23 protein-coding genes are annotated in these 26382 nt (G+C 72.6%); 10 read left to right on the forward strand and 13 right to left on the reverse strand.

Annotation, left to right across the window (positions count from 1 at the left end; translation table 11 throughout):
* Positions 1-81 precede the first annotated feature (81 nt).
* The 9 genes from LX83_RS32950 to rimP all read right to left on the reverse strand — a co-directional run bounded on the left by LX83_RS32950 (position 82) and on the right by rimP (position 11231).
* Entirely contained in the window at positions 82-1428 is a 1347-nt protein-coding gene (locus tag LX83_RS32950) for an MFS transporter (protein WP_253778596.1), read from the reverse strand.
* 182 nt (positions 1429-1610) lie between these two features.
* On the reverse strand, positions 1611-2948 hold the full coding sequence (locus LX83_RS32955; protein WP_253778598.1) for an MATE family efflux transporter: 1338 nt from the start codon (positions 2946-2948) through the stop codon (positions 1611-1613).
* 851 nt (positions 2949-3799) lie between these two features.
* Positions 3800-4846, reverse strand: coding sequence for a DHH family phosphoesterase (locus LX83_RS32960; RefSeq protein WP_407649720.1), 1047 nt, complete (start codon positions 4844-4846; stop codon positions 3800-3802).
* A 169-nt stretch (positions 4847-5015) separates the two neighbouring features.
* Positions 5016-5531, reverse strand: a complete 516-nt coding sequence (gene rbfA, locus LX83_RS32965; protein ID WP_253778599.1) for a 30S ribosome-binding factor RbfA — start codon at positions 5529-5531, stop codon at positions 5016-5018.
* Positions 5532-5629: 98 nt separating this feature from the next.
* Positions 5630-5944 (reverse strand): DUF503 domain-containing protein, encoded by a 315-nt coding sequence (locus LX83_RS32970; protein WP_253778601.1) that lies wholly within the window; start codon positions 5942-5944, stop codon positions 5630-5632.
* A 150-nt stretch (positions 5945-6094) separates the two neighbouring features.
* The gene (gene infB, locus LX83_RS32975; protein WP_253778603.1) at positions 6095-9154 is read right to left on the reverse strand and encodes a translation initiation factor IF-2; all 3060 of its coding nucleotides are present in this window, start codon (positions 9152-9154) and stop codon (positions 6095-6097) included.
* A gap of 87 nt (positions 9155-9241) precedes the next feature.
* Positions 9242-9616, reverse strand: coding sequence for a YlxR family protein (locus LX83_RS32980; RefSeq protein ID WP_308204102.1), 375 nt, complete (start codon positions 9614-9616; stop codon positions 9242-9244).
* The gene (gene nusA / locus LX83_RS32985; RefSeq protein ID WP_253778606.1) at positions 9613-10647 is read right to left on the reverse strand and encodes a transcription termination factor NusA; all 1035 of its coding nucleotides are present in this window, start codon (positions 10645-10647) and stop codon (positions 9613-9615) included. Before nusA ends, LX83_RS32980 begins: the two co-directional genes overlap by 4 nt.
* Positions 10644-11231: a ribosome maturation factor RimP gene (gene rimP / locus LX83_RS32990; protein WP_253778608.1), complete on the reverse strand. Its 588-nt coding sequence runs from the start codon at positions 11229-11231 to the stop codon at positions 10644-10646. The genes nusA and rimP overlap by 4 nt, the downstream gene beginning before the upstream one ends.
* Before the next feature lie 180 nt (positions 11232-11411).
* Here rimP and LX83_RS32995 point away from each other — a divergent pair, with 180 nt between their 5' ends.
* Both LX83_RS32995 and LX83_RS33000 read left to right on the forward strand, forming a co-directional pair.
* On the forward strand, positions 11412-11921 hold the full coding sequence (locus LX83_RS32995) for a hypothetical protein (protein ID WP_253778611.1): 510 nt from the start codon (positions 11412-11414) through the stop codon (positions 11919-11921).
* Positions 11921-12403, forward strand: coding sequence for a ferritin-like domain-containing protein (locus LX83_RS33000; protein ID WP_253778614.1), 483 nt, complete (start codon positions 11921-11923; stop codon positions 12401-12403). Before LX83_RS32995 ends, LX83_RS33000 begins: the two co-directional genes overlap by 1 nt.
* Before the next feature lie 70 nt (positions 12404-12473).
* Here LX83_RS33000 and LX83_RS33005 read toward each other — a convergent pair whose 3' ends face one another.
* The 3 genes from LX83_RS33005 to LX83_RS33015 form a co-directional block, all read right to left on the reverse strand.
* On the reverse strand, positions 12474-13145 hold the full coding sequence (locus LX83_RS33005; RefSeq protein WP_253778617.1) for a hypothetical protein: 672 nt from the start codon (positions 13143-13145) through the stop codon (positions 12474-12476).
* 207 nt (positions 13146-13352) lie between these two features.
* Positions 13353-14417, reverse strand: a complete 1065-nt coding sequence (locus LX83_RS33010) for an aminotransferase class V-fold PLP-dependent enzyme (RefSeq protein ID WP_253778620.1) — start codon at positions 14415-14417, stop codon at positions 13353-13355.
* A 46-nt stretch (positions 14418-14463) separates the two neighbouring features.
* Positions 14464-16023 carry an alkaline phosphatase D family protein gene (locus tag LX83_RS33015; protein ID WP_253778623.1) on the reverse strand — a complete coding sequence of 520 codons (1560 nt, stop codon included), beginning with the start codon at positions 16021-16023 and terminating at the stop codon, positions 14464-14466.
* 240 nt (positions 16024-16263) lie between these two features.
* Between LX83_RS33015 and LX83_RS33020 the strand changes: the two genes are divergently transcribed.
* The 7 genes from LX83_RS33020 to LX83_RS33050 all read left to right on the forward strand — a co-directional run bounded on the left by LX83_RS33020 (position 16264) and on the right by LX83_RS33050 (position 22427).
* The gene (locus LX83_RS33020; protein ID WP_253778626.1) at positions 16264-17535 is read left to right on the forward strand and encodes a phospholipase D-like domain-containing protein; all 1272 of its coding nucleotides are present in this window, start codon (positions 16264-16266) and stop codon (positions 17533-17535) included.
* 128 nt (positions 17536-17663) lie between these two features.
* Entirely contained in the window at positions 17664-18932 is a 1269-nt protein-coding gene (locus tag LX83_RS33025) for a phospholipase D-like domain-containing protein (RefSeq protein ID WP_253778629.1), read from the forward strand.
* A 20-nt stretch (positions 18933-18952) separates the two neighbouring features.
* On the forward strand, positions 18953-19363 hold the full coding sequence (locus tag LX83_RS33030; protein WP_253778632.1) for a secondary thiamine-phosphate synthase enzyme YjbQ: 411 nt from the start codon (positions 18953-18955) through the stop codon (positions 19361-19363).
* A gap of 133 nt (positions 19364-19496) precedes the next feature.
* Positions 19497-20492, forward strand: coding sequence for a hypothetical protein (locus LX83_RS33035; protein ID WP_253778634.1), 996 nt, complete (start codon positions 19497-19499; stop codon positions 20490-20492).
* Between the two features lie 42 nt (positions 20493-20534).
* Positions 20535-21356, forward strand: coding sequence for a hypothetical protein (locus tag LX83_RS33040; RefSeq protein WP_253778637.1), 822 nt, complete (start codon positions 20535-20537; stop codon positions 21354-21356).
* Between the two features lie 10 nt (positions 21357-21366).
* A complete protein-coding gene (locus tag LX83_RS33045) occupies positions 21367-21669 on the forward strand; it encodes a hypothetical protein (RefSeq protein ID WP_253778640.1) in 303 nt (100 codons plus the stop codon).
* Positions 21666-22427: an HAD family hydrolase gene (locus LX83_RS33050; protein WP_253778643.1), complete on the forward strand. Its 762-nt coding sequence runs from the start codon at positions 21666-21668 to the stop codon at positions 22425-22427. Before LX83_RS33045 ends, LX83_RS33050 begins: the two co-directional genes overlap by 4 nt.
* A 634-nt stretch (positions 22428-23061) precedes the next feature.
* Here LX83_RS33050 and LX83_RS33055 read toward each other — a convergent pair.
* Positions 23062-24819, reverse strand: coding sequence for a proline--tRNA ligase (locus LX83_RS33055; RefSeq protein WP_253778645.1), 1758 nt, complete (start codon positions 24817-24819; stop codon positions 23062-23064).
* A gap of 426 nt (positions 24820-25245) precedes the next feature.
* Here LX83_RS33055 and LX83_RS33060 point away from each other — a divergent pair, with 426 nt between their 5' ends.
* Entirely contained in the window at positions 25246-26037 is a 792-nt protein-coding gene (locus LX83_RS33060; protein WP_253778648.1) for a pectate lyase, read from the forward strand.
* Positions 26038-26382: the final 345 nt, after the last annotated feature.

The following is a 26382-nucleotide window of genomic DNA, read 5'->3' on the forward strand; positions in this document are numbered from 1 at the left end:
CGCGCGCGGGGCGTGGTGTAGCCGACGCGGCCGCCGTGACCGGGATGTCGCGCACCGGGGACCGGAGCCGGGCGGTGGGGATCAGGCCGCGACCGGAACCGGGCGCACCGGCTGCTCGACCGGGGTGTCCCAGCGCCGGGGGCGCAGCTGGACCGGCACGTCCTCGCCCCGGGCCGCCGCGGCGAACACCGCCGCCCTGGCCCGCCGCCACCACACGCAGGTCCGCCACACGCCCACGACCAGGACGGCGACCACGACCAGCAGGGCGATCCGGAACGCGGTGGCCGCGCCGGCCGCGCCCAGCGCGTCCAGCAGCACGCCCACGCCCAGCGCGGACACGGTGGTGGCCACGAAGCCGCCGACGTTGACCACGCCGGTGGCGGTGCCCACGCGCTGCAGCGGGTTGTAGTCGCGGGCCAGGGCGAAGCCGATCGAGGAGGCCGGGCCGCCCAGGGACAGCAGGGTGAAGGCCACCGCCAGCGCCGGTGCGGACAGCCGCCCCGGCCAGCCGAGCAGCACCGCCCAGGTGCCCAGCGCCACCAGCAGGTAGGCGCCCACCAGCGGCATGCGCAGCTCCGGTCGCCGGCCGGTGATCGTGCCCAGCACCGGTCCGCCGATCATGGCGCCCAGCACCAGCACGCTCAGCATGGCGCTGGCCTCCTGCTCGGTCAGGCCCTGGGCCTGCACCAGGTAGGGGAAGCCCCACAGCAGGCCCAGCACGGTGGGCGCGAACATGGTGGAGAAGTGCACCCAGAACCCGAGCCGGGTGCCGGGCACCCGCCACGCCGCGGTGACCCGGCGCAGCACGGTGGGCAGGGACACCGGTTCGACGCGGGCGGCCGGCGCGCCCGCCGGCAGGTCCCGCACCCGCAGGCCGGCCACGACCGCGTAGGCGGCGGTGAGCCCGCCGGCGACCAGGAAGGTCAGCGTCCAGCCGACGCTGCCGAGCAGCAGGGTCAGCGGCACGGTCGCGGCCAGGTTGCCCAGGGCACCCAGGGCCGCGGTCAGCGAGACCACGACGGCGTACTGGCGAGCGGGGAAGTGCGCGGCGACCAGGCGCAGCACGCTGACGAAGGTCATGGCGTCGCCGAGGCCCACCACGGCGCGGGCGGCCAGCCCGAGCGGGTAGGAGTGGGCGAGCGCGAACAGCAGCTGGCCAAGTCCCATGAACACCGTGGCGACGACGAGCACCCGCCTCGGTCCGAACCGGTCTACCAGGATTCCGGTCGGCACCTGCATGGCCGCGTACACGCCGACCTGCAGGACGGTGAACGTGCCCAGCGCCGCGGAGCCGACGCCGAAGCGCTCTCCGGCCTGCAGACTGGCGACGCCGAGCGAACTGCGGTGGAAGACCGCGGCAACGTAGACAACAACAGCAGTGGTCCAGACCAGCCACGCGCGACGGGTGGCGTGCTCGACCGACGACAAAGCGATCCTCCTTGGATGGCAAGGCAGAAGGGGAGAAAGAGAGGGCGGGCCGCGCTGGCCGCCGCTTATACCATCGCGGGATCACAGGAAAAAGTAACCATTGCTAACCGTGTTGTCCGCCACACAACGAAATGGCTACACGGAAAACGCTTACCAGGCTGCGGTCAGGCCGGTCAGACCGGTCAGGCCGACTGGGCCTCGGCTGACCCGTCGCGCACCGCGCCCACCACCGCCCAGCCGCCGGAGCGCACCCGGCTGACCACCGCGACCAACCGCACCAGCATGAACAGCGACAGCCCCGCCCAGATCCCGGCCAGCCCCCAGCCGAACGCCAGCGACGCCCACACCAGCGGCAGGAACCCCACGCCGGCCGACAGCAGGGTCGCGGTGCGCAGGAACGCCGCGTCGCCGGCCCCGAGCAGCACCCCGTCCAGCGCGAACACCACGCCGGCCACCGGCTGCAGCAGCACGAAGTACCACCAGGCGTGCGGGATCTGCGCGAGCACGGCAGGGTCGGTGGCGAACGCCCTGGGCAGCACCCCGGACAGGGCGGCGAACAGCACGCCCAGCCCGATGCCGAACACCAGGCCGTAACGGGACACCTGGCTGGCCAGGCCGCGCGCACCCCGCTGGTCGCCGGCGCCCAGCGCGGCCCCGACCAGCGCCTGCGCCGCGATCGCCAGCGAGTCCAGCACCAGCGCCAGGAACGTCCACAACTGCAGCACCACCTGGTGCGCGCCGACCGCGGCGGTCGAGGTGCGCGCGGCCACCGCCGCGGCCGAGACGAAGCACGCCTGGAAGGCGAGACTGCGCAGCACCAGGTCACGTCCGAGGCCCAGCTGGGCCCACATCAGCGCCGGCACCGGCCGCAGTGGCACCCGTTCGACCACCAGGGCCCGCACGAACAGGCTGGCGGCCACCGCCTGGGCGGCCACGTTGGCCACGGCGGAGCCGGTCAGCCCCAGACCGGCCGGGTAGACCAGGACCGGGCACAGCACCACGGACAGGCCGTTGCCCAGCAGCACGTACCGCAGTGGTCGGGCGGTGTCCTGCACCCCGCGCATCCAGCCGTTGCCGGCCATGGTCACCAGGATCAGCGGCGCGCCGAACAGGGCGATCCGCAACCAGCCCACCGCGACCCCGGCCACCTCCCCGTCGCCGGCGAGCAGCCGCGCCACCGGCGCGGCGAACACCTGGCCGAGGACCAGCACCACCAGCCCGACCAGCAGGGCCAGCCAGGTGGCCTGCACGCCCTCGGCCACGGCCGCGGCCCGGCGCCCGGCGCCGTGCAGCCGCGCCGCCCTGGCCGTGGTGCCGTAGGAGAGGAAGGTGAGCTGGGTGGACACCTGCGACAGCACCACACCGCCCACGGCGAGCCCGGCCAGCGGTAACGCGCCGAGGTGACCGACCACGGCGGTGTCCACCAGCACGTACAGCGGCTCGGCCGCGAGCACCCCCAGGGCGGGAACCGCCAACCCCAGGATGCGCCGAACCGGCACCGCGCCCTCAGTTCGACGCATCACGGCCACGTCCACCCCCAGCTGTGAAATGACCTAACGTGTTTTACCCCTGACATTCCCACTCTAACGCCCTGTCCTCGCCCACCGGCCGACAGCCCGCGAGAGCGGCGCGCACGGCGATGCGTCCGCGCCGCGTCCGGGTCCACACCGGAGGCGGGCGTCAAGGCCACTTCAGTGCCATCGCGCTGGTCGCACGGTCCCGTCCAGCCAGCACGCGTGCGGCACCGGACGCGCCCGGACCCGGGTCGGCACCCGCTCGCCACGACCCGAAACCCCGGGCGGACCGGACAACCCCAGGCGGACGGGCACCCCGGGCGGACCGGACAACCCGGGCGGACCGGGCAACCCCGGGCACCAAACCCGCGGGCTGTCGCACCAGCACGGGCAGGCCACCAGAACCGGCATGCCGCACCCAGGCGGCAGAGGACGTCCAACGGTGCGTGGCGCCCAGCACCGCATGACCCCGAGACAGCGGCACACACCGCCCGAAACCGATCACCCCAGGGGCACAAACCCCCAACGCCAGCCTCCGGACCAGCGCAAACTCCCCCTGCCCAGCCCCCGCCCTCCCAGGGGGGCGACCCCAGGTCCAGCCTACCCACGCCCCCACCGGAAACGGGTCCTGCGGCGACGAGGTGTGGACAAGCAGGTGCCCTGTGGACAAGTCGAGCCCCACACGGGCGGAAACCGGCTCACGCGCCCCGGCACGCGCTACACTCCCGCGCTCGCCGCCCACGTCACCCACGCCGCTCGCCGCCCACGCCGCTCGCCGCCCACGCCGCTCGCCGCCCCGGCACACCACCGCGCGCGGGCTGACAGCGGGGGGACCCGCGGCACCGCGGGACACCTGGTCAGGGGGTGATCGGGGCCTGGCTGAGCGCGGCGCGCAGGGCGGCCAGCACCTCGTCGAGCAGGCCGGTGGTGGTGAAGCCGGCGGCCAGGCGGTGGCCGCCGCCACCGAGGCGGGTGGCGACCGCGCCCACGTCGAGCCGGCCCACGGCGCGCAGCGACACCACCCAGCTCTGCTGGCGCGGCGCGCCCGCCGGACCGGCCTGCTTGATGACGGCGGCGACCTCGGCTTCCTGGGTGGTGCGCAGCACGTCCATCACGCTGTCCACCTCTTCGCTGCGCAGGCCGTCGGCGTCGGCCGCGGTGATCACCGTGTGTACCAGGCCGAGCCCCTGGGCGGCGGCCTGATCGAGGGTGGCTCGGCCGAGCACGGTGGACAGCATGCTGAGCCAGGCGAACGGGTGGCTGTCCATCAGCCGCCGGGTCAGCTGCTCGGCGCGCACCCCGGTCTCCACCAGCCGGGCGGCCACCCGCAGCGCCTCGGCGCCGGCGTGCCGGAACGAGCGGGTGTCGGTGACCAGGCCCGCGTACAGGCAGCGCGCCACCGGCTCGTCCAGTTCCACGCCCAGCTTGTCCAGCACGCGCAGCACGATCAGCGCGGTGGCCTCGGCCTGGTCGTCGACCAGGTTGGTGGTGCCGAACCGGGTGTTGCCCACGTGGTGGTCGATCACCAGCACGGCGCCACCGGCCGAGGTGGTGGCCGCCACCCGGTTGGCCAGCCGGCCCAGCCGGTCGATGCTGCTGGTGTCCAGGGCGACCAGCAGCGGCGGCGCGGCCGGCACCTGGTCGGCCGGCACGATCAGCCCGTGGCTGTCCAGTTCGCGCAGCGTGTGCGGCACCTGGCTGGGCGAGCCGAAGGACACCCGGACGCGGGCGCCCCGGCGGTGCAGGGCCAGGCCCAGGGCCAGTGCGCTGCCCAGCGCGTCCGCGTCGGGGTTGATGTGTGCCAGGAGCACGATGTCCGACGCCTCGTCGAGCAGGGCGACCGCCGCACCCAACTCCTCGGTCTCGGTGGATGCCACGGTGTTGGTCTGCCGCACGATGCCCACGTGCGCAAGCTACGCCGCCCGAGTGGGCCGGGTGAACACCTCGGCGAGTGAGGTGACCAGGCAAACGCCGCCGGCCGGGTGGCTACCGGCACACCCACCGGCCACCGGCCACCAGCCACCGGCCACCGACCGCCGGGCGGTCGCCGGCGCACCCCGGCCGCGCCAGCGGCTATGACCTGCGGTGCTCGGCCACGGGGGTGTCCGCGTCGGCGTTGGCGTCCTCGGCGGTGTCCCCGTCCTCGTCGTCGTCCTCGGCCCGGGGGGCGCGGTAGGGGTCGGCCTCGCCGGCGGGCTCGGCGCCGGAGGCGAGTCGGGCCACCTCGGCGTCGGCCTCCCGGGCGCGGGTGAGCAGCTCGTCCAGGCGGCGGGCGGCGTCGGGCACCTCGTCGGCGACGAACGTCAGGGTCGGGGTGAACCGCACCCCGGTCTGCTGCCCGACCAGCGAGCGCAGCACACCCTTGGCGCTGTTCAGGGCCGCGGCGGCACCAGCGGTGTCCGGTGGCGCCTCCAGGCTGTCGCCGAGCACGGTGTAGTACACGGTGGCGTCCCGCAGGTCGGCGGTGACCCTGGCGTCGGTGATCGTCACCCGGGCCAGCCTCGGGTCCTTGACCTGGTGTTCCAGTGCGGAGGCCACGATCTGTGCGATGCGCTTCGCGAGCCTGCGGGCGCGGGCCACGTCGGCCACGGCGCTCCTCCCTCGTCTTTTCTCAGGCGTTGGTCATGGGCGTGCGCGGCGGAAGATCCACGCGGACCGGTCACGGGTGCCGGCGGGCTTCCGGCCTGTCACACCAGGAACTCTTCGCTCTCGTCTTCCGGCCCGATCAGTCGGTGTCGGGCGGTCAGCAGGTCCAGCTCGGGCCGCCCCGCGACCAGACGTTCACACGCGTTGAGAACGTCCCTCACATGCTCGGCGTCCGCGGCCACCACCGCCACCCCGATCAGGGCACGGCGGTGCAGGTCGAGGTGTCCGGCCTCGGCCACGGACACCTCGAACTTGCGGCGCAGTTCGGCGATCACCGGACGCACCGCTGACCGCTTCTGCTTGAGCGACCGGACGTCGCCGAGCAGCACGTCCAGTTCGAGAGAACCCACGTACACGGGCATCACCAGGTGGCCGCACTCCGGTCAACACCGGCCAGGGCGACCACCGAGCCGATGGGGGCGGAACGAGCAGAACGCAGGCGGGTGGTCCGGGGCCGGCCAGCGTGGGCCGACCCCGGACCGTTCATCCGTCCCGCGGACCGACGATCAGACGCGGGGCTTCTCGCGCATCTCGTAGGTCTCGATCACGTCCTCCACCCGGATGTCGTTGTACGAGCCGAGTGTGAGACCGCACTCGAAGCCCTCGCGGACCTCGGTCACGTCGTCCTTGAACCTGCGCAGCGAGTTGACCGACAGGTTCTCGGCGACCACCACGTTGTCCCGCAGCAGGCGCGCCTTGGCGTTGCGCCGGATCTCGCCGGACAGCACCATGCAACCCGCGATGGAGCCGACCTTGGAGGAGCGGAACACGTCGCGGACCTCGGCCCGACCGAGCTGGACCTCCTCGTACTCGGGCTTGAGCATGCCCTTGAGGGCCTGCTCGATCTCGTCGATCGCCTGGTAGATCACCGAGTAGTAGCGGATGTCGATGCCCTCGCGGTTGGCCTGCTCGGCGACCTTGCCCTCGGCCCGCACGTTGAAGCCGAGGATGATCGCGTCGGAGGCGATCGCCAGGTCGACGTTGGCCTTGGTGATGCCACCAACACCGCGGTCGATGACCTTCAGCTCGACCTCGTCGCCCACCTCGATTTTCATCAGGGCGTCTTCCAGGGCCTCGACGGTACCCGAGTTGTCGCCCTTGATGATCAGGTTGAGCTGGCGGGTCTCCTTGAGGGCCGAGTCCAGGTCCTCCAGGCTGATCCGCTTGCGCTTGGCCGCGAACTGGGCGTTGCGGATGCGGGCCTGGCGGCGCTCGGCGATCTGCCTGGCCACCCGGTCCTCGTCCACCACGAGGAAGGTGTCACCGGCACCTGGCACCGAGGTGAACCCGATGACCTGGACCGGACGCGAGGGCAGTGCCTCGGTGACGTCCTCGTTGTACTCGTCGACCATCCGCCGGACGCGGCCGTAGGCGTCGCCGGCCACGACCGAGTCGCCCACGCGCAGCGTGCCGCGCTGCACCAGCACGGTGGCCACCGGACCACGCCCGCGGTCCAGGTGCGCCTCGATGGCCACGCCCTGGGCCTCCATGTTCGGGTTGGCCCGCAGGTCCAGTGCGGCGTCCGCGGTCAGCAGGATCGCCTCGAGCAGCCCGTCGATGTTGGTGCCCTGCTTCGCCGAGATGTCGACGAACATGGTGTCGCCGCCGTACTCCTCGGCGACCAGGCCGTACTCGGTGAGCTGCTGGCGGATCTTGGCGGGGTTGGCCCCCTCCTTGTCGATCTTGTTCACCGCCACCACGATCGGCGCGTTGGCCGCCTGGGCGTGGTTGATCGCCTCCACCGTCTGCGGCATCACACCGTCGTCGGCGGCGACCACGATCACCGCGATGTCGGTGGAGTTCGCACCGCGGGCACGCATGGCGGTGAACGCCTCGTGACCCGGGGTGTCGATGAAGGTGATCAGCCGGATCTCGCCGTCGAGGTTGGTGGACACCTGGTAGGCACCGATGTGCTGGGTGATGCCACCGGCCTCGCCCTCGTGCACCTTGGCCTTGCGGATGGTGTCCAGCAGCCGCGTCTTACCGTGGTCGACGTGACCCATCACGGTCACCACCGGCGGACGCACCACCAGGTCGTCCTCACCACCGGCGTCCTCGCCATACGTGATGTCGAAGGACTCCAGCAGCTCGCGGTCCTCCTCCTCGGGGCTGACCACCTGGACGGTGTAGTTCATCTCCGAGCCGAGCAGCTCCAGCACCTCGTCGGAGACGGACTGGGTGGCCGTGACCATCTCACCGAGGTGGAACAACACCTGGACCAGCGAGGCCGGGTTGGCGTTGATCTTCTCGGCGAAGTCGGTCAGCGAGGCACCGCGGGGCAGGCGAATGGTCTCGCCGTTGCCCTTGGGCAGGCGGACACCGCCCACCGACGGCGCCTGCATGTTGTCCATGTACTCCTGGCGCTTCTGCCGCTTCGACTTGCGGCCGCGGCGCGAGGGGCCACCGGGACGACCGAACGCACCGGCCGTGCCACCACGACCGGCACCGCCGCCACCGCCGGGGCGACCGCGGAAGCCACCCGCCGCGGGCGCACCGGTGCCGCCGCCTCCGCCGCCACCGGGACGGAAGCCGCCGCCACCGCCGCCACCGCCGCGGAAGCCACCGCCACCGCCGCCGCCACCGCGGAAGCCGCCACCGCCGCCGCCACGGCCACCGCCGCCGCCCGGCCTACCGCCGCCGGCACCGGGACGGCCGCCACCAGCGGCGGGCCGAGCCGGGCGAGGCGGCATCATGCCGGGGTTGGGCCGCGGCGGCATGTTGCCGGGGCTGGGCCGGGGGCCGGCCGGGGTGGGCGCGCCACCGGGACGCGGCGCGTTGCCGCCTGGCCGGTTGTCGGAGGTGCGCTGGCCGCCGCCACCGCCACCGGGCGCGCCACCGGGACGCGGGCCGGACGGGCGGGGCGCCGGCGCGTTGGCGCCGACACCGAACGGGTTGTTGCCCACGCGGGGCGGCCGCTGGCCCGGCTTGGGAGCCTGGGGCTTGGGCGGCACCACCGACGGGCTCGGGCCCTGGTTGCGCGGGCCGGGCCGGGGCGCGCCCGGCCGGGGCTGCTGGCCGGGCCGGGGACCGGGCTGGGGAGCCTGGGCGGCCGGCTGCTCCTTGGGCCGGGTGGGTTGGGGTGCGGGGACAGCCTGCTGCTGGCCAGCCTGGGCGACTGGCTGCGCGGGCGCGGCTGGCTGGGCCGCCGGCTTGGGAGCCGGGGCCTGAGCCGCCGCCGGGGCCTGACCTGGGACCGGGCGGGGGGCCTGGGGCCGGGGACCGGGGACCGGACGCGGGCCGGGCATCGGGCGCGGGCCCGAGTCGGGCCGTCCCTGCTCGCGCGCGGGCGGCGGGGTCGGCACGCCCGAGGGCGCCGGACCGGCCTGCGGGGTGGGTGCCGGAGCTGCCGGCGCCTGCTGCTGGGGAGCGCGGCCACGCTGGCCGGAGCGGCCGGACCGGCCGCCCTTCTCCCCGAGGGCGTCCCGCAGCCTGCGGGCCACCGGTGCCTCCACCGTGGAGGACGCGGACTTCACGTACTCGCCCAGGTCGGCGAGCTTGTTCAGAACTTCCTTGCTCGTAACGCCGAGCTCCTTCGCGAGCTCGTGCACGCGGGCTTTGCCTGCCACTGCTCTCCTCATCTGGTGAGGCCGGCGGGCAAACCCGTCGACCTCGTCCTAACGTCGCGCCTTCATCGCTTCAGCTTCACGGCTGACTCATGACGGGTCGACCTGCTTCCTTGTTCCCTGTTGACCGTGGGGGCCCACGGCCGTACTCCACCGAGCCAACTGTTCGAGATGGGTGCGGAGGCTGTCAACGTCCAGCTGCCCCTGGGCCCGGAGGGCCCGGGGGAAGGCCCGACGCCGTTCAGCCGCGCGCAGGCAGTCCAGGTTGGGATGCAGCCATGCTCCCCGCCCCGGAAGCCGACGCCGCGTGTCGGGGATCACCTTGGCATCCACGACCACCACGCGCAGCAACTCGGTGGACAACGTTCGAGTGCGGCATCCCACACACGTGCGGACCGGGCCGACGTGGTCGAACACCTCTTCGGGACGCTGAACCAATGAACAGTCTATCTCGCCGAACCTCACTCAGCCGAACCGGTTGTTCGCGCGGGGGCTGACGGGGCCGCGTCCAGGGCGGCGTTGGGGTCCGCGTCACTGCGGATGTCGATGCGCCAGCCGGTCAGCCGGGCGGCCAGCCGCGCGTTCTGGCCCTCCTTGCCGATGGCCAGCGACAGCTGGAAGTCCGGCACCACGACCCGGGCCGTCTTGGCCCGCTCGTCGAGCACCCGCACGGAGATGACCTTGGCCGGGGACAGCGCGTTGCCCACGAAGGTCGCCGGGTCCTCGGAGTAGTCGATGATGTCGATCTTCTCGCCGGCCAGTTCGCTCATGACGTTGCGCACCCTGGCGCCCATCGGGCCGATGCAGGCGCCCTTGGCGTTCACCCCGGGCACCTTGGAGTGCACCGCGATCTTGGACCGGTGGCCGGCCTCCCTGGCCACCGCCGGGATCTCCACGGTGCCGTCGGCGATCTCCGGCACCTCCAGCGCGAACAGCTTGCGCACCAGGTTGGGGTGGGTCCGGGAGAGGGTGATCTGCGGACCGCGCATGCTCCGGGTCACCCCGACGACGAAGCACTTCAGCCGGGTGCCGTGGGCGTAGGTCTCGCCGGGCACCTGCTCGGCCGGGGGCAGCACGCCCTCGGTGTCGCCGATCTGCACGACCACCATGCCGCGCGAGTTGGCCCTGGCGTCCCGCTGCACCACCCCGGCGATGATCTCGCCCTCCTTGGTGGCGTACTCGCCGAAGGTGCGCTCGTGCTCGGCGTCGCGCAGCCGCTGCAGGATCACCTGGCGGGCGGTGGTGGCGGCGATCCGGCCGAAGCCCTCGGGGGTGTCGTCCCACTCCTCGACCACGACCCCGTCCTGGCCGACCTCCTGGGCGAGCACCCGCACGTAGCCGGTCTTGCGGTCGATGTCGACCCGGGCGTTGGGCTGGTGGCCCTCGGTGTGCTTGTAGGCGGTCAGCAGCGCGGTCTCGATGGCCTCCAGCACGGTCTCGAAGGGGATGTCCTTGTCCCGCTCGATCGCCCGGAGCGCGGCGATGTCGACGTTCACCTCGACTCCTCCTCGGTTTCCGTGTTGTCGCTGTGGGGTCCGGCGCTGGGGGATCCGGCGCTGGGGGAATCCGCGCTGGTTCCGGCTTGGTCGAGCAGGGCCAGTTCCTCGGCGGGCGGCTGGCGGAACTCCACCTCGACCACGGCCCGCTCCACCTCGGCGTAGTCCACCCGGCGCAGCGCACCGTCCACCAACATGGTCACACCCGTCTCGTCCGCCTCGCCCACCCGGCCGGTGAACTCGGCACCGTCGCGCTGGCGCGCCCGCACCAGCCGGTGTCTGGCCCTGGTCCAGTGTCGCGGCCTGGTCAGCGGTCGGTCGACCCCGGGCGAGGTGACCTCCAGCGTGTAGGGGCCGACGAACAGGTCGTCCTCGGCGTCGAGTGCGGCGGACACGGCCCGACTGGCCTCGGCGACCTCGTCGAGGCCGATGCCCTGGTCGCTGTCGACGACGACCTTGACCAGCCGACGGCGCCCAGCCTGCTGCACGTCGAGCAGTTCGAGGTCGAACCCGATGGCGGTCACCGCTTCCCGCACCACGGGTTCGAGCTGCGCGGCGAATTCTCCGCGCGGCGGGCTGGACACGTGTTCGCTCCTTGGGTGCTCAGGGTGCGGACGGCCGGCCACGGGACACTCGGGTACCGCGGCCGTCGTCGCACACGCCGGTCGTGGTCGCCCAGCGTATCTCGTCACCGCTGTCGGCCGGCACAACGAGCGGACCTCGACTGCCGGGCGCGTCGCCGCCGCCTGGCAGGATGGGTCGACGTGACCCGTGCTCCCCGACCAGTGGGCGGCCATCCGCCCAGCCTGAGCCGACGTGCCGTGCTGCGCGCCGGGGCGCTCGCCGCGCTGGCCGCCCCGCTGCTGGCCAGCTGCTTCGGCGAGACCGAACCGCCGGCCCCGGACCCGCTGGCCGAACTGGCCGCCCAGGCCCGGTCGGACGCGGCCACGGCCACGGCCATCGCCTCGGCCCACGCCGACCTCGCCGCGGCGGCCACCCTGATCGCCCAGGCCAGGCAGGAACACGCCGTGGCGCTGCAGCAGGAGGTGGACCGGGAACGGCCGCCGACCAGTTCCACGGCGCCCAGCCCGACCGGCGCCACCCCGCCGAGCGCGCCGCCCAGCGCCAAGGAGGCCGAGCAGGCCCTGACCCAGGCGCTGACCTCGGCCGAGCAGCAGGCCGCCGGCCTGGTCCCGACCGTGCCCGCCTACCGCGCCGGCCTGCTCGGCTCGGTCGCCGCTGGCTGCGCCAGCCTCCGGGAGGTGTTGTCCTGATGCCGTCCTCGACCTCGCCCACCAGCGGCGCCGCCGAGCCCGGTTCGCTGTCCGCCGACGCGGTCGACGGGCTGCAGCAGGCGTTGGCCGCCGAGCACGCGGCGGTCTGGTCCTACGGGCTGGCCGCCGCGTTCCTCGGCTCGGCCAGCCAGGCCGCGGCGGCGGAGGGGTCCTCGGTGCACCAGGGCCGCGCCGAGGCCAACGAGCGGTGGATCAAGGGCGCGGGCGCGACGCCGCGCGCGGCTGAACCCGCCTACGTTCCACCCGAACAGGTGACGAACGCGACAACGGCGGCGGCCATGCTGGCCACGGTCGAGTCGGACGTGTGCGTGGCCTGGCGGGGGGTGCTGGAGCGCACCGACGACGCGGCGCTGCGCGGCATCGCGCTGGCCGCGCTGACCGACGCGGCGGTGCGGGCCACCCGGTGGCGGGTCACCGCCGGCCAGACCCCGGCCACCCCGGCCTTTCCCGGCAAGCCCTGACCACTGGGCGGTCTGGGCGGGGAGGATCATGCGGCCAGCCGGCACCGGCTGGCCGCGGTGGGCCGGGGGCCTATTCGGCGATCTGGTCGCCCAGGCGCAGCGCGTCGGTGCTGACCCGGCTGAGCGTGTCGCTGTCCCGGGCGTCGTCCCGGGCGGCGCCGTAGAAGTCGGACTCGACGATCACCACCAGGTCCTTGTTCACCTTGGACTTGTACTCACCGTAGGCGACCCACTGCGGGCCGCCCTCCACCTTGACCTTGTCGTCCCTGGTGAGGTCCTTGACGTTGCCGGTGTCCTCGCCGTCGACCAGGGCGCGCAGCTCGTTGGCGGCGGTCGCGTCGGGCATGCGCACCGCGATGACCGAGACCAGGATCTTCTTGCCGTCCTTGTCCGAGGTGGTGCTGAACAGCGCCCGGTAGACCTGCTTGCAGGGGTGGTCCTGGAAGTGCTGCCTGACCTTGCCGGTGGCGTTGGCGGCGCAGTCGCTGTCGATCACCCGCTCGGCCACGGTGCTGTACTCGAACTGGCCGGGCTTCTTGCTGGTGCTGGTCTTCGGGCTGTCACCGCCGCCCGACCCGGACTGCAGCGACCACCAGATCATCCCGGACACCGCCGCGACGAGCACCAGGCCCAGGCCGCGCAGCACCCAGGTCATCGCGCTGGTCTTGGGCGGCGGCCCGGGGTAGACCGGCGGCGTGGGTTGCAGGTCGGGGGGTGGCGCGCCGAGCGCCTGATACGGCATCTGGGCGGTGTCGGTGGGTCTGGGGGGAAACCGCACCTGCTCGGTTCTCGGATCGGGTGAGTGATGAGGGTCCGACACAGCCGCTCACGGTAACCGCTCGCACACCTCGCCCCGTATCCACTTCCCCCATCCAGATGACTCGCTGCCGCGGTACCACCATCCGGTGCAATCGCAGTGTGACCAAGATCGTCATGGCCGCCGCGATGATCAGGCTCCGCGCGCCGCGAGGGGCGGCAGCGCGGCGAGCACCAGGTCCACGTCCTCCTCGGTGTTGTAGAGGTGGAAGGCCAGCCGGGTGCGGCCGGCCCGGACCGAGCTGCGCACGCCGGCCGCGGCCAGCCGGTCGGCGGCGTCGGCGGGCAGGTCCAGGGACACGATGGCCGAGCCGGCCGGCGGCCGGTCGAGGCCGGCCAGCAGCGCGTCGGCCAGCCCCACGCAGTGCGCCCGCACGGCGGCGAGGTCCAGCGCGGCCAGCCACGGCACGGCCACGGCCGCGCCGACGTGGGAGAACCAGGCCGGGGACAGGTCGAAGCCGCGCGCCTGCCCGGCCAGCCGCAACGGCAGCCCGTACACCGAGTCCCACCGGTCGGCGCCCGCGTACCAGTTGGCCGAGTGCGGCACCAGGCCGGCCATCGCGTCCGGCCGACCGGCCAACCAGGCCGCGCCCTTGGGCGAGAGCAGCCACTTGTAGCTGGCGCCCACCACCCAGTCGGCCCAGTCCACCGCCCACTGGCCGGTCAGCGGCAACCAGCCGGCGGCCTGGGTGACGTCCAGCAGCACCCTGGCGCCGGCCGCCCGGGCCGCGACGCGCAGGCCGACCAGGTCGACCAGGCGGCCGTCCAGGGACTGCACCACGCTGACCGCCACCACGTCGCAGCCGGCGACCCGGTCGAGCAGTTCACCGGGCTCGGCCTCCACCACCCGCACCCCCCGGTGCGCCTGCGCGGCGAACGGGAAGACCACGCTGGTGAACTCGTCGCGCACGACGAGCACGGTCGCGTTGTCCGGCACGCCGGCCGCGACCAGGCCGACCAGTTGCGAGGCACTGGCCCCGCAGGCCACCTGGTCCGCGTCGAAGCCGACCAGGTCGGCCCAGGCCCGCCGGGCCGCGGCCACGGGCACGTCGAACGCGGGCGCGTTGTCGGCGCCGGCGCGCCAGCGGTCGACCGCACCGGCCACCGCGTCGGCCGCGGCGGCCGGCGGCACCCCGATGCTCGCGGTGTTCAGGTAGCCGGGTGCCAGGGCGAAGGACTGACCGAAGGCGTGGCGCACACCGCCGACTCTAGGTGCACTGCCGGGAGCGGGTGGGGTGCGCCGGTCAGTCCACCTGGACGCCGCGCCGGCCGGCCTCCACCACGAACCGGGCGGCCTCGGTCACCGCACCGTCGCGGTCGGTCACCACCGGCGCGACGCGGAGGCGGGCCAGCAGCCGCTCCCGGTCCACGTCGCACAGCACGTAGCCGCGGCGGCCGTCGCCGTACTTCCAGTGCGGCGACTCGGCGATGATCTGGTCCCACTGCTGGTGCCAGGCGTTCTGGTCGCCGTCGCCGCCCGAGGTGACCGAGGTGCCGGTGATCTCGGCGGCCACCGTGGTCGAGTCGGGGTCGTCGAAGTCGGTGCGCAGGTCGCAGGCCATGGTGAAGTGCCGGTCGCCGGTGCACACCACGGGGTTGCGCACCCGGTCGGAGCCCATCACGTCGAACAGGCGGCGGCGCTGCACCCGGTAGCCGTCCCACGGGTCGGTCCACAGCGTCTGGCCCGGCCCGGCCTGCTGGTCGGTCTGCGCCATGGGCACGTTGTTGGCCAGCAGGTTCCACTGCTGGCTGCCCGTGGTCATGCCGTTGACCAGCCACTTCTCCTGTTCGGCGCCGAGCATGGTGCGGCTGGGGTCGTCGGCGTCGGCGGGTGTGGCCGGCTGGTCGCTGCGGTACTGCCGGCTGTCCAGCACGTGCACCCTGGCCAGGTCGCCGAACTCGAAGCGGCGGAAGATCCGCATGTCGGGGCCGTGCGGGAACTGGGTGCGGCGCACCGGCATGTGCTCGTACCAGGCCTGGAACGCGGCGACGCGGCGGGCCAGGAACGCCTCGGGGGTCTGCTTGTCCGGGTCCTGGGGCACCAGGCCGGCCCAGTCGTTGTCGATCTCGTGGTCGTCGATGGTGATGATCCAGGGGAACGCCTGGTGGGCGGCCTGCAGGTCGCTGTCGGTGCGGTACTGGGCGTACCGGTTGCGGTAGTCGGTCAGCGAGTAGGGCTCGTCGGTGCCCTCGTGCACGCGGACCTTCTTCGCGTCCGGCTTGCTCTCGTAGATGTAGTCGCCGAGGAAGGCCACGAAGTCGACGTCCTGCTCGGCCAGGTCGCGGTGGGCCACGTAGTAGCCGTCCTGGTAGTTCTGGCAGGAGGCGAAGGCGAACCGCAGCCGCTGCGGGTGGGCGCCTCGGGCGGGCGCGGTGCGGGTCCGGCCGACCGGGGAGATCTCGTCGCCGGCCCGGAACCGGTAGAAGTAGTCCGCGCCGGGCCGCAGGCCGCGCAGGTCCACGTGCACGCTGTGGCCGAGTTCCGGCCTGGCCAGTTCCTCGCCGCGGCGCAGCGGCCGGCGGAACGACTCGTCCTCGGCGATCTCCCAGCGCACCGGCACGTGCCGGTCGGGCATGCCGCCGCCGTCGGTGGGCCGCGGCGCGAGCCTGGTCCACAGCACCACCGAGTCGGGCAGCGGGTCACCGGAGGCCACGCCGAGGCGGAACAGGTCGCTGGGCAGCCGGCGGGCCGGCGCGCTGGCGCTCGTCCCGGTGTCGGCGAGGGCCGGCGCGGCGGGCAGCACGGCGAGGCCGGCGGTGGCCGCACCCAGGGTCAGCAGTCGCCGTCGGGTGAACTCGGGCATGGTCTGGCCTCCTCGTCCTCGGGTTTCCGGCCAGATGCCTACCAGCCGGAAGGGCCGCCGGCATGGCCGCTTCGTGACAGGTGGCCGAACACCAGCCGTCGTGATCGCCACGTCACCTGGACTCGCCGGCTGGTTCGCGCTGGTGACGGCGTTCACCACGTTTTACCCATTGACCAAGTTTCTTCTAAGTCAGTTAATTACTCACATCCTCGAACCGGGAGCACAAGGTCAGGTGAACGCGTGAGAACAGTCGTCCGAATCGCCTCGGCGGTGGCCTCGGCCCTCGCCCTGCTGGTCATCCCGGTGCCGTCCGCCGGAGCCAGCGAACCCAGCACGACCGCGGCCAGCGCCGAGGCCGTGTTCACCAACCCCAAGGGCACGGTGGACGAGCAGAAGGCCATCGTGAACCGGCTGCTGCGGCTGATCGACGGCGCGCCCGCCGGGTCCCGCATCCGCATGGCCATGTTCTACGCGGACGACCCGACCATCCCGAACGCACTGGTCGCGGCCAAGCAGCGCGGGGTCAACGTGCAGATCATGTTCGACTCGATCCAGGCGAGCCGGGCCCTCTACCCCGGCCTGGTCTCGGCCCTGGGCACGGACAAGTCAGCGCCGTCCTGGGTGAGCACCTGCCCCGCCGACCGCGGCTGCGTTGGCACCCGCTCGCTGCCCGGGATCAACGCGATCAACCACAACAAGTTCTACCTGTTCTCCAGCACCGGCGGCGCGTCGAACGTGGTGGTGCAGACCTCCGCCAACCTGAACATCGGCCGGGACGGCAACCGGGGCTGGAACGACGCGCTCGTCCTCACCGGCAACGACGGCATCTACCAGCAGTACTCCGGCTACTTCGACGACATGGCCGCGCTGCGCGGCAACGACAACTACTACGACACCGGCCGGCCGCCGTACGCCTCGGGCAACGCCAAGATCCACTTCTACCCGCGCAAGGAGACCCCGGGCGTGAACCCGTACCGGGACCCGTCCGAGGACACCATGGCCACCGTGCTGGACCACGTGGAGTGCTTCGGCAACACCAACGTCGGCACCTCGGACAACCACCGCACGATCATCCGGGTCAACCAGCACATCTTCAGCCGCCCCTACCTGGCCGACAAGCTGGTGGCGCTGGACAAGGCCGGCTGCTACGTGGAGGTGGTGGCGAACCTCGATCCGGACAACGCGATCGCCGTGGAGTCGCTCAAGATCCTGCTCGCCAGGACCACCAGCGGCTACAACGGCGTGCTGGTGCGCTTCTACTGCGAGGCCGACTCGCTGTGGACGCACTCCAAGTACCTGATGATCGAGGGCAAGTACTACGGCGTGGCCGACCGCAAGTACCTCTTCACCGGCAGCCACAACTGGAGCACCAACTCGCTGCGGCAGAGCGACGAGACCGTGCTGCAACTGGCCGATGACGACGCGGTGTTCGCGGCCTACCTGGCCAACTTCCGGGCGGCCCGGGACAGCGCCACGCACCAGCCGGCCAACGGCGGCTCGGCCAGCTGCTGACGGCGCCCCGGCTCGGGGGTCGCGCCGGTGGCTGGCGGTTCACGCGTTTCGCCGATTGACCAACAACGCGTTGAATTCGTTAATTGCTCACAGACCCGCCCCCGAGCACAGGATCAGGTGAGCGCAACGTGAGAAGAGTCGTCCGGGTCGCCTCGGCGGCGGTCATGGCCGCCGCCCTGGCGGTCATCCCAGCGCCCTCGGCCGGCGCCAGCGAAGCGGCCGCGGCCGCGGTGAGCACCCAGGCGGTGTTCAACAACCCGAAGGGCACCGAGGCGGAGCAGAAGGCGATCGTGAACCGGCTCGTCGACCTGATCAACGGGTCGCCGGCCGGGTCGCGCGTGCGCATGGCCATGTTCTACGCGGACGACCCGACCATCCCGAACGCGCTGGTCGCGGCCAAGCAGCGCGGGGTCAACGTCCAGGTCCTGTTCGACTCCAGGGAGGCGACCGAGCCGGTGTACGCCAGCCTGGTCGCGGCCCTGGGCACGAACAAGGCGGCGGCGTCCTGGGTGGGCACCTGCCCGACCGGCAGGGGCTGCGTCGGCACCCGCACGCTCGGTTCGGTCACCGCCATCAACCACAACAAGTTCTTCCTGTTCTCCAGCACCGGCGGCACCGCGAACGTGGTGGTGCAGTCCTCGGCCAACCTGCACAACGGCCGGGACGGCACCAGGGGCTGGAACAACGCGCTCGTCCTCACCGGCAACGACGGCATCTACCAGCAGTACTCCGGCTACTTCGACGACATGGCCGCGCTGCGGGCCAACGACAACTACTACGACACCGGCCGGCCGCCCTACGCCTCGGGCAACGCCAAGATCCACTTCTACCCGCGCAAGGAGACCAGCGGCGCCAGCGCCTACCGCGACCCGGCCGAGGACACCATGGCGACCGTGCTGGACCACGTGGAGTGCTTCGGCAACACCAGCGTGGGCACCTCGGACAACCACCGCACGATCATCCGCGTCAACCAGCACATCTTCAGCCGCCCCTACCTGGCCGACCGGCTGGTGGCGCTGGACAAGGCCGGCTGCTACGTGGAGGTGGTGGCGAACCACGACCCGGACAACGCACTGGGGGTGGAATCGCTGACCACCCTGCTCGCCAGGACCAGCAGCGCCTACAACGGCGTGCTGGTGCGCTTCTACTGCCCGGCCGACGCGGTGTGGACGCACTCCAAGTACCTGATGGTCGAGGGCAAGTACTACGGCGTGCCGGACCGGAAGGTGCTGTGGACCGGCAGCCACAACTGGAGCACCAACTCGCTGCGGCAGAGCGACGAGACCGTGCTGCAACTGGAGGACGGCGCGGTGTTCGCCAGCTACCTGGCCAACTTCCGGGCGGTCCGGGACAGCGCCACGCACCAGCCGGCCAACGGCGGTTCGGCCTCCTGCTGATCCCGGCCTACCGTTGACCCGTGCACAGTGAAGAGATCGAGGTCAGGACCGGCTCGGTGGAGGTGGTCTACGACCTGACCGCCGAGTGTGAACGCTTTCTCAGTGACGTGGGCGGCAGCGACGGCCTGCTCAACGTGTGGGTCCCGCACGCCACCGCGGGGCTGGCCGTGCTGGAGACCGGCGCGGGCAGCGACGACGACCTGCTGACCGCGCTGCGCGCGCTGCTGCCCAAGGACGGCCGGTGGCGGCACCGGCACGGCTCGCCCGGTCACGGCCGGGACCACGTGCTGCCCGCACTGGTCGCGCCGTCGGTCACGGTGCCGGTGCTCGGCGGGCAGATGGCGCTGGGCACCTGGCAGTCGGTGTGCCTGGTGGACACCAACGTGGACAACCCGGTCCGCCGGATCCGGCTGAGCTTCCTGGCCGGCTGAGCCGTCCCGGTTCCCGGCCGGCGCCAGCCACTGGCCGGCTGGCCCCGGTGGCCATGTCGCCCCACCCGTTCGCCTGGCCGGACCTTGTCCGGTCCTGCCCCTGGTTGTCGGGTCGCCAGGGTACGGTCATGCCGTGACTTACCCAGGTGACGGACAGAGCGGCTGGGGCGGCCAGTCCGGCCAGGGCGGCTGGGGGCAGCAGGCAGACGAACCCACCGGCAGCTACACCGGCCCGTACGCCACGCCCAGCGGCGAGTACACCAGCTCCTACGGCGGTCTCGGCGCGTTCTCCGGCAATCCCGCCCCACCCGAGCAGAAACCACCGGGCAACCGGCGCAACACCGTGGTGGCGCTGTCCGCGCTCGTGCTGGTGCTGATCCTGGGTGGCACCACCGCCCTCATCCTGATCAACCGCAACTCCGAGACCAGCGCCGCCGGTGAGTCCAGCAGCACGGCCTCGGCGCCGAGCACCACCAGCAGCTCCCGCAGGACGTCCGCCACGACCACACCGGGTTCCGCCGAGTCCAGCGCGCCGGAGCTGGTGGACGTGCGGCCGGTCGTGCCCGGCTGGCAGGCGGTGCCCGTTCCCGAGTTACAGATCGCCGCGGACCTGCCGCCGAACTGGAAGACCGACACCCCCTACACCTTCACGGCGCCCGGCTACTCGGACGCCGAGTTCAAGCCGATCAACGTCTTCGCCGAGTACAGCTGCGGTGACAAGACCTGGAACCGGGGCAGCAGCGGCGCCACCAAGATCGAGAAGAGCGGTGACGTGAAGACCGTGGCCAGCACCATGGTCAAGGCCATCGCCGAGGACTTCTACGAGGACGCCAAGACCACCGATGTCAAGGTGGGCGAGGCCAAGGCGGTGACCAGGACGCTGACCGACGCGGACGGCACCATCACGGTCAACGGCATCGAGGTGACCGCCGTCGCGACCACCACGGGCAACCAGTGCCTGGCCAGCAAGGGGCAGGTCTCCCTGCTGCTGCTGGAGGGCAAGGAGTTCTACGTGGCCTACCTGGTCAACGGCGACCTGGAGGGCGGTCCCGCCGACCAGCCCGTGATGACCCAGGCCGACCTGCAGAAGATCGTGGACAACGTGCGGCCGGTCGCGATCAGGGAGTAGGTCTCACGGGCCCCGCCGCACCGCTTCCGACCAGGAGTTCTCGTGACCTATCCGCATGACGGCGACCAGACCGCGCCGTACCGGGGGCAGCCCGCGCCCCAGGGCTTCCACAGCCAGTACACCGGGCTGGGCACCTTCGGGGCCGGCGGCCACGGCCAGGGCGCGCCCCCGCCCAACCCGGGTGGCCGGCGCAACCTCGTGGTGGCGCTGTCCGCGCTCGCACTGGTGCTGGTGCTCGGCGGCATCACCGCGCTCATCCTGGTCAACCGGGGCTCCGACGACCAGCCGACGGCCGAGGGCACCCGGTCCACCGGCAGCAGCGCGACCAGCCAGGCCAGGAAGGACTGGCAGCAGATCACCAGCCGCGCCAACGGGGTCAGCTTCCAGGTGCCCCACACGTGGGAGATCCAGGAGTACGCGGTGGGGTCGGCCGGCGCGGTGAGCCTGTCCGACATCGCGGTGGCCGAGCCGTTCGAGTGCCAGGGCCGCCCCATGATCCAGGGACAGGTGGGGGCCGGCACCTCCAGCGAGTCCAACGCCACGGTGGTGGCCACGTCAGCGGCGCAGGCCGTGGCCACCGGCAGCTACGCCATCGACGGCAAGGCACCCACCCTGTCCGACCCGACCGTGAGCCCGATCCAGCGCGGCGGGGTGAGCGGGGTGGTGGTCACCGTGACGGCGACCACCACCGAGGTCAGCGCCTGCTACGCGCCCAAGGGCCAGGTCACGGCCGTGGCCCTGCAGCACGGCGGCGGCACCGCGCTGGTGGTGGTCAACGTGGCGCTGGGCGGCCCGCACGCGGACACCGGCCCCACCCCGGAGGACCTGCAGCAGATCGTGGCCAGCGTCCAGCCGCTCGACTAGTGCGCGTCTAGTGCTTGTCCGGGAAGCCGTGCGGCCGGTGACCGGTGCCCCGGTGGTGGCGGCCCAGCTCGCCGCCCCCTACCGGGTGCTGCTCGGCCAGATCGTGGAACTCACCCTGGCAGGGCTGGACAACGCGCGGATCGCCGAGATCGCGACCCAGTCCGCGGGTGGCGTTCGGTCCCCTGGAGCCGTCACCCGGGAACTACGCGGTGCGCTGGAACCAGCCACCGGAGGCGCCGTCCGGCCGCCCGAGCCCGCCCGGCCGCGCACGCGGCTGGCCGGTGCCCGTCGGCGTGCCAGGATGGGGCGGTGACCGCACCGCCCCCGCCACCCAGCGTGCTCGTGCTGTGGGACATCGACCTGACCCTGGTCAACCTGACCGGCCTGGGCCAGCGCTGGTACGCGCAGGCGCTGACCACGGTTTCCGGTCTCGCCCTGCGCCACCTCCCGGCGTTTCCCGGCCGGACCGAACGGGCCATCACCAGGGAGCTGTTGACCGCCCACGGCGAGCAGACCGACGACGAGACGATCAAGCGGGTGTACGCCGCGCTGATCTCCATCGCGACCGAGGACCGCCACCGGCTGAGCCAGTTGGGCCACGCGCTGCCCGGGGCCAGCGAGGCGCTCACCGCGCTGGCCGCCCGCCCGACCGTGGTGCAGTCGCTGGTGACCGGCAACCTGCCGGAGATCGCCAGGTACAAGCTGGCCGCGTTCGGGTTGGACGCCAACGTGGAGTTCGACATCGGCGGCTACGGTTCCCTGTCCGAGCACCGTCCCGACCTGGTGTCGGCCGCCGTGCGCAACGCCGCCGACAAGTACGGCGTCCGGTTCGGGGCCGGCGCGGTGGTGGTCATCGGGGACTCGCCGCACGACGTGACCGCGGCGCTGCACCACGGCGCGGTCGCGGTGGGCGTGGCCACCGGGCACAGCAGCGAGCAGGAACTGCGCGACGCCGGCGCCCACGTGACCCTGCCCGACCTGGCCGACACGGACGCGGTGGTCAGGGCCGTGCTGGGCGGTCCCGGCGGGGTCGAGCGGTCGAGCCGGCGCCCCGCGGACGCCGAGGCGTAGCGGCACGGCCACCCCGCGGGTAGCCACCTGACCGGAAACGCCTACCCCTGGCCGCAACCGCGCACCGCTGCCGAGCCCGGGTGCCGGCAAGCGCGCTTCGGCGGTGCACCACCCCGACGCGGCCGTGGGTGGGGACAGCGGTACGCCGGGGAACCCTCTCCCCGCGGCGTCACCCGTTCGGCCGCACACCAGGCGGAGTTGTCCACAGGTGACGGCGCGTGCCGGTAGTTGTCCACAGCCTCACATCGCCTGCTGTCTCCCCGTGACCAGCATCGATAGGCTGGAGCAGGGCTCGCCCCCCAGGGCGGGTGGGGGCTGGGCGCCGCAGCGTTGACTCGGACACCACCTGCTCGGGGCTGGTTCCGACGCCGGTCGGCGGCCGGTCCCTCCGCAGGGGCTGGCCGTGGCCCTGGTCCGGCCGCACGCCTGCCCCGGGGTCACGGGATCGGCAGCCTGCCTCGGGGCCACGGGATCGGCACCAGCGCTGGCCGTCCGCCGCAGGCGCCACGAGTCCGACCGGCCGCGGGCCCACGCCCGGCGCACCGCCCGGTGCCGGGTGTGCCGCTGACGCGCGCCGGCCGACACCGCGCGCGGGTGGCGCTTCCGGCCACCCGGCGCGGCGGTTGGCGTCGTCCTATCCGCGGTCGCCGCGCACCAGTTCGGTCAGGTGCGCCACGGCCTGCTCCACCGGCACCTCGGTGCGCTCGCCGCTGAGCCGGTCCTTCACCTCGACCAGGCCCTTGGCCAGGCCCCGGCCCACCACCACGATGGTGGGCACCCCGATCAGCTCGGCGTCGGCGAACTTCACCCCCGGGCTGGCCGTGCGGTCGTCCAGCAGCACGGTCAGGCCGGCGGCGTCCAGGTCGGCGGCCAGCTGCTCCGCGCCGGAGCGCAGCGCCTCGTCCTTGCCCGCGATGACGACGTGCACGTCCGCCGGGGCGATGCTCCTCGGCCACACCAGGCCGAGGTCGTCGTGGTGCTGCTCGGCCACGGCCGCGACCACCCGCGACACGCCGATCCCGTAGGAGCCCATGGTGATCCGGATCGGCTTGCCGTCCGGCCCCAGCGCGTCCAGGCCGAACACGTCGGCGAACTTGCGGCCGAGCTGGAAGATGTGGCCGACCTCGATGCCCCGCGCGGCCACCAGGGTGCCCGTCCCGTCCGGCGACGGGTCGCCCTCGCGCACCTCGGCCGCCTCGATGGTGCCGTCCGGGGTGAAGTCCCGCCCGCACACCAGGTCCACCACGTGGTGGTCGAGCTTGTTGGCGCCGGTCACCCAGGCCGTTCCCGGCACCACCCTGGGGTCCACCAGGTAGCGCACGCCGTTGGCGCCCAGCGCCTCCGGCCCGATGTAGCCCTTGACCAGGAACGGGTTGGCGGTGAAGTCGGCTTCGTCCAGCAGCGCGACCTCGGCCGGGTACAGCGAGGCCTCCAACCGCTTCATGTCGACCTCGCGGTCGCCGGGCAGGCCGACGCCGAGGAGTTCCCAGTCGGTCGCGCCCGGCTGGCGGACCTTCACCATGACGTTCTTCAGCGTGTCACCCGCACTGAAGGTGCGGCCGAGGTTGGCTGCGTTGAGGAAGTCGACCAGGGTCTGGATGGTCGGCGTGTTCGGCGTGTGGTGCACCTGGGCCGCGGGCTTGTCCTCGACGGACTGCGCGGCCGGGGCGGGCGTGGTGACCGCCTCCACGTTGGCCGCGTACGCCGAGCCCGTGCTGCGCACGAAGGTGTCCTCGCCGGTGTCGCTCTCGGCCAGGAACTCCTCGGAGGCCGAGCCGCCCATGGCGCCGGAGGTCGCCGACACGATCACGTACTTCAGGCCGAGCCGCTCGAAGATCCTGATGTAGGCGGCCCGGTGCGCCTGGTAGGACCGCTCAAGGCCGGCGTCGTCCAGGTCGAACGAGTACGAGTCCTTCATCAGGAACTCGCGGCCGCGCAGGATGCCCGCCCGGGGCCGCTCCTCGTCCCGGTACTTGGTCTGGATCTGGTAGAGGATGACCGGGTAGTCCTTGTAGGAGCTGTACTCGCCCTTGACGGTGAGGGCGAACAGCTCCTCGTGGGTGGGGCCGAGCAGGTAGTCGGCGCCCTTGCGGTCCTTGAGCCGGAACAGGCTGGGGCCGTACTCGGTCCACCGGCCGGTCGCCTCGTAGGGCTCCCTGGGCAGCAGCGCGGGAAACTGGATCTCCTGGGCGCCGATGGCGTCCATCTCCTCGCGCACCACGCGCTCCACGTTGCGCAGCACCCGCATGCCCAGCGGCAACCAGGAGTAACCGCCCGGGGCGACCCGACGGACGTAGCCGGCGCGAACCAGCAGCCGGTGGCTGGGCACCTCGGCGTCCGCCGGATCCTCGCGCAGGGTGCGCAGGAACAGCGACGACATCCTGGTAATCACGGTCAGTGCTCCTCGTGGACAGAACTCGGCGCGACTGGTTGGGCAGCGTATCGGCACGCCGCAGGCCCACCGTCCGCGGCAGGCCCGCTCCGAGCCCCTGCAGAGTAGTCAACCCGCTCGGGCCGCGTACAACGCGATAGCACCCCGTCCGGGTGGCGGGCCGGCCGGGCGGTCCTGTCCGGCGGGGTCGGGCCGGGCGCGCGAGCCGCGGCGACCGGGCGGGACCGGCGCCGGGAAGCGGCACCGCACCGGTCGCGGGCGGACCGCGTGACGTGCGCCGGACCGGCCGGAATCGAAGGAGAATCGAACAACGAGCTTTTTCCCCGTCGTGTTGACGCTCCTGTCGCGACTGCCCTAACCTCGATTTCGGAAAGCGCTTTCCTTTCATTGTGGAAAGGACGGACGACTCACGGCAAGGAGGGACGGATGTCCCCCATCCCGGTTCATCTCAGCGCGCCCAGGAAATCTCTGTACGCGGTGGTGCTGTTCGCACTGACCGCGTTCACCATGGCGGTCACCGCGCCCAGCGGAAACGCCGCCATCAGCTTCCCCAGCCCGTCGGGCCAGCAGGGCGTCGGCGCCACCATCACCGTCTCGGGCACGCTCGACGGTGGCCTCAAGCGCTACTACGGCACGGGTGATCTCGGCGACGGCGGCCAGGACGAGGGCCAGGACCCGATCTTCAAGCTGGCCAACGGCGCCACGCTGAAGAACGTGATCCTGGGCGCCCCGGCCGCGGACGGCGTCCACTGCACGGGTAGCTGCACCCTGATCAACGTGTGGTGGGAGGACGTGGGCGAGGACGCGGCCACGTTCAAGGGCAGCTCGTCCAGCCAGACCATGACCATTGACGGCGGTGGCGCCCGCAAGGCCTCGGACAAGGTCTTCCAGCACAACGGCCCCGGCACGATGGTCATCAAGAACTTCCAGGTGGAGGACTTCGGCAAGCTGTACCGGTCGTGCGGCAACTGCAGCACCCAGTACCAGCGCAACGTGGTCATCCAGAACGTCACCGCCACCGCGCCCGGCAGCACCCTGGCCGGCATCAACACCAACTACGGCGACACCGCGAAGTTCTCCAAGATCACCGTCGTCGGCAAGAAGAACATGAGCATCTGCGACTGGTACAAGGGCGTCACCAGCGGGGAGCCGTCGAAGATCGGCAGCGGCCCGAGCAGCAACTGCCAGTACTCGACGTCCGACATCACCTACAAGTAGGCCCGTCCAGGGCTGACCGCCCGGCCCGGCAGGGCCGGACCAGCTAGCGCACAGTTCGCCCGCGATCGCGGTGCGACCCGGCCGACCGGAACCACGTGGCGGGCGCTCGCCAGCGCCGCCAGTCTCGGCACCAGGGCGCACGAGAGACGACCGGCCAGTGCGGGCCGCCCACCCCAGCCCGGTGGGCGGCCCGCCGCCGTTCATCCGTCACCGCCTGTCCTCCTGCGCCTGCCCGCCTGCACCCGCCCGCCTCGTCCACCCGCCCTCACCCGCCCGCCGCCGTGCGCCCGCCGCCGTCTGTCCACCAGGCGGGGCGGAGCGGAGCCGGCTGGCGCAGCGCCGGGC

Origin of the sequence: Goodfellowiella coeruleoviolacea (genome assembly GCF_024171785.1) — a bacterium.
Classification (GTDB): Bacteria; Actinomycetota; Actinomycetes; order Mycobacteriales; family Pseudonocardiaceae; genus Goodfellowiella; species Goodfellowiella coeruleoviolacea.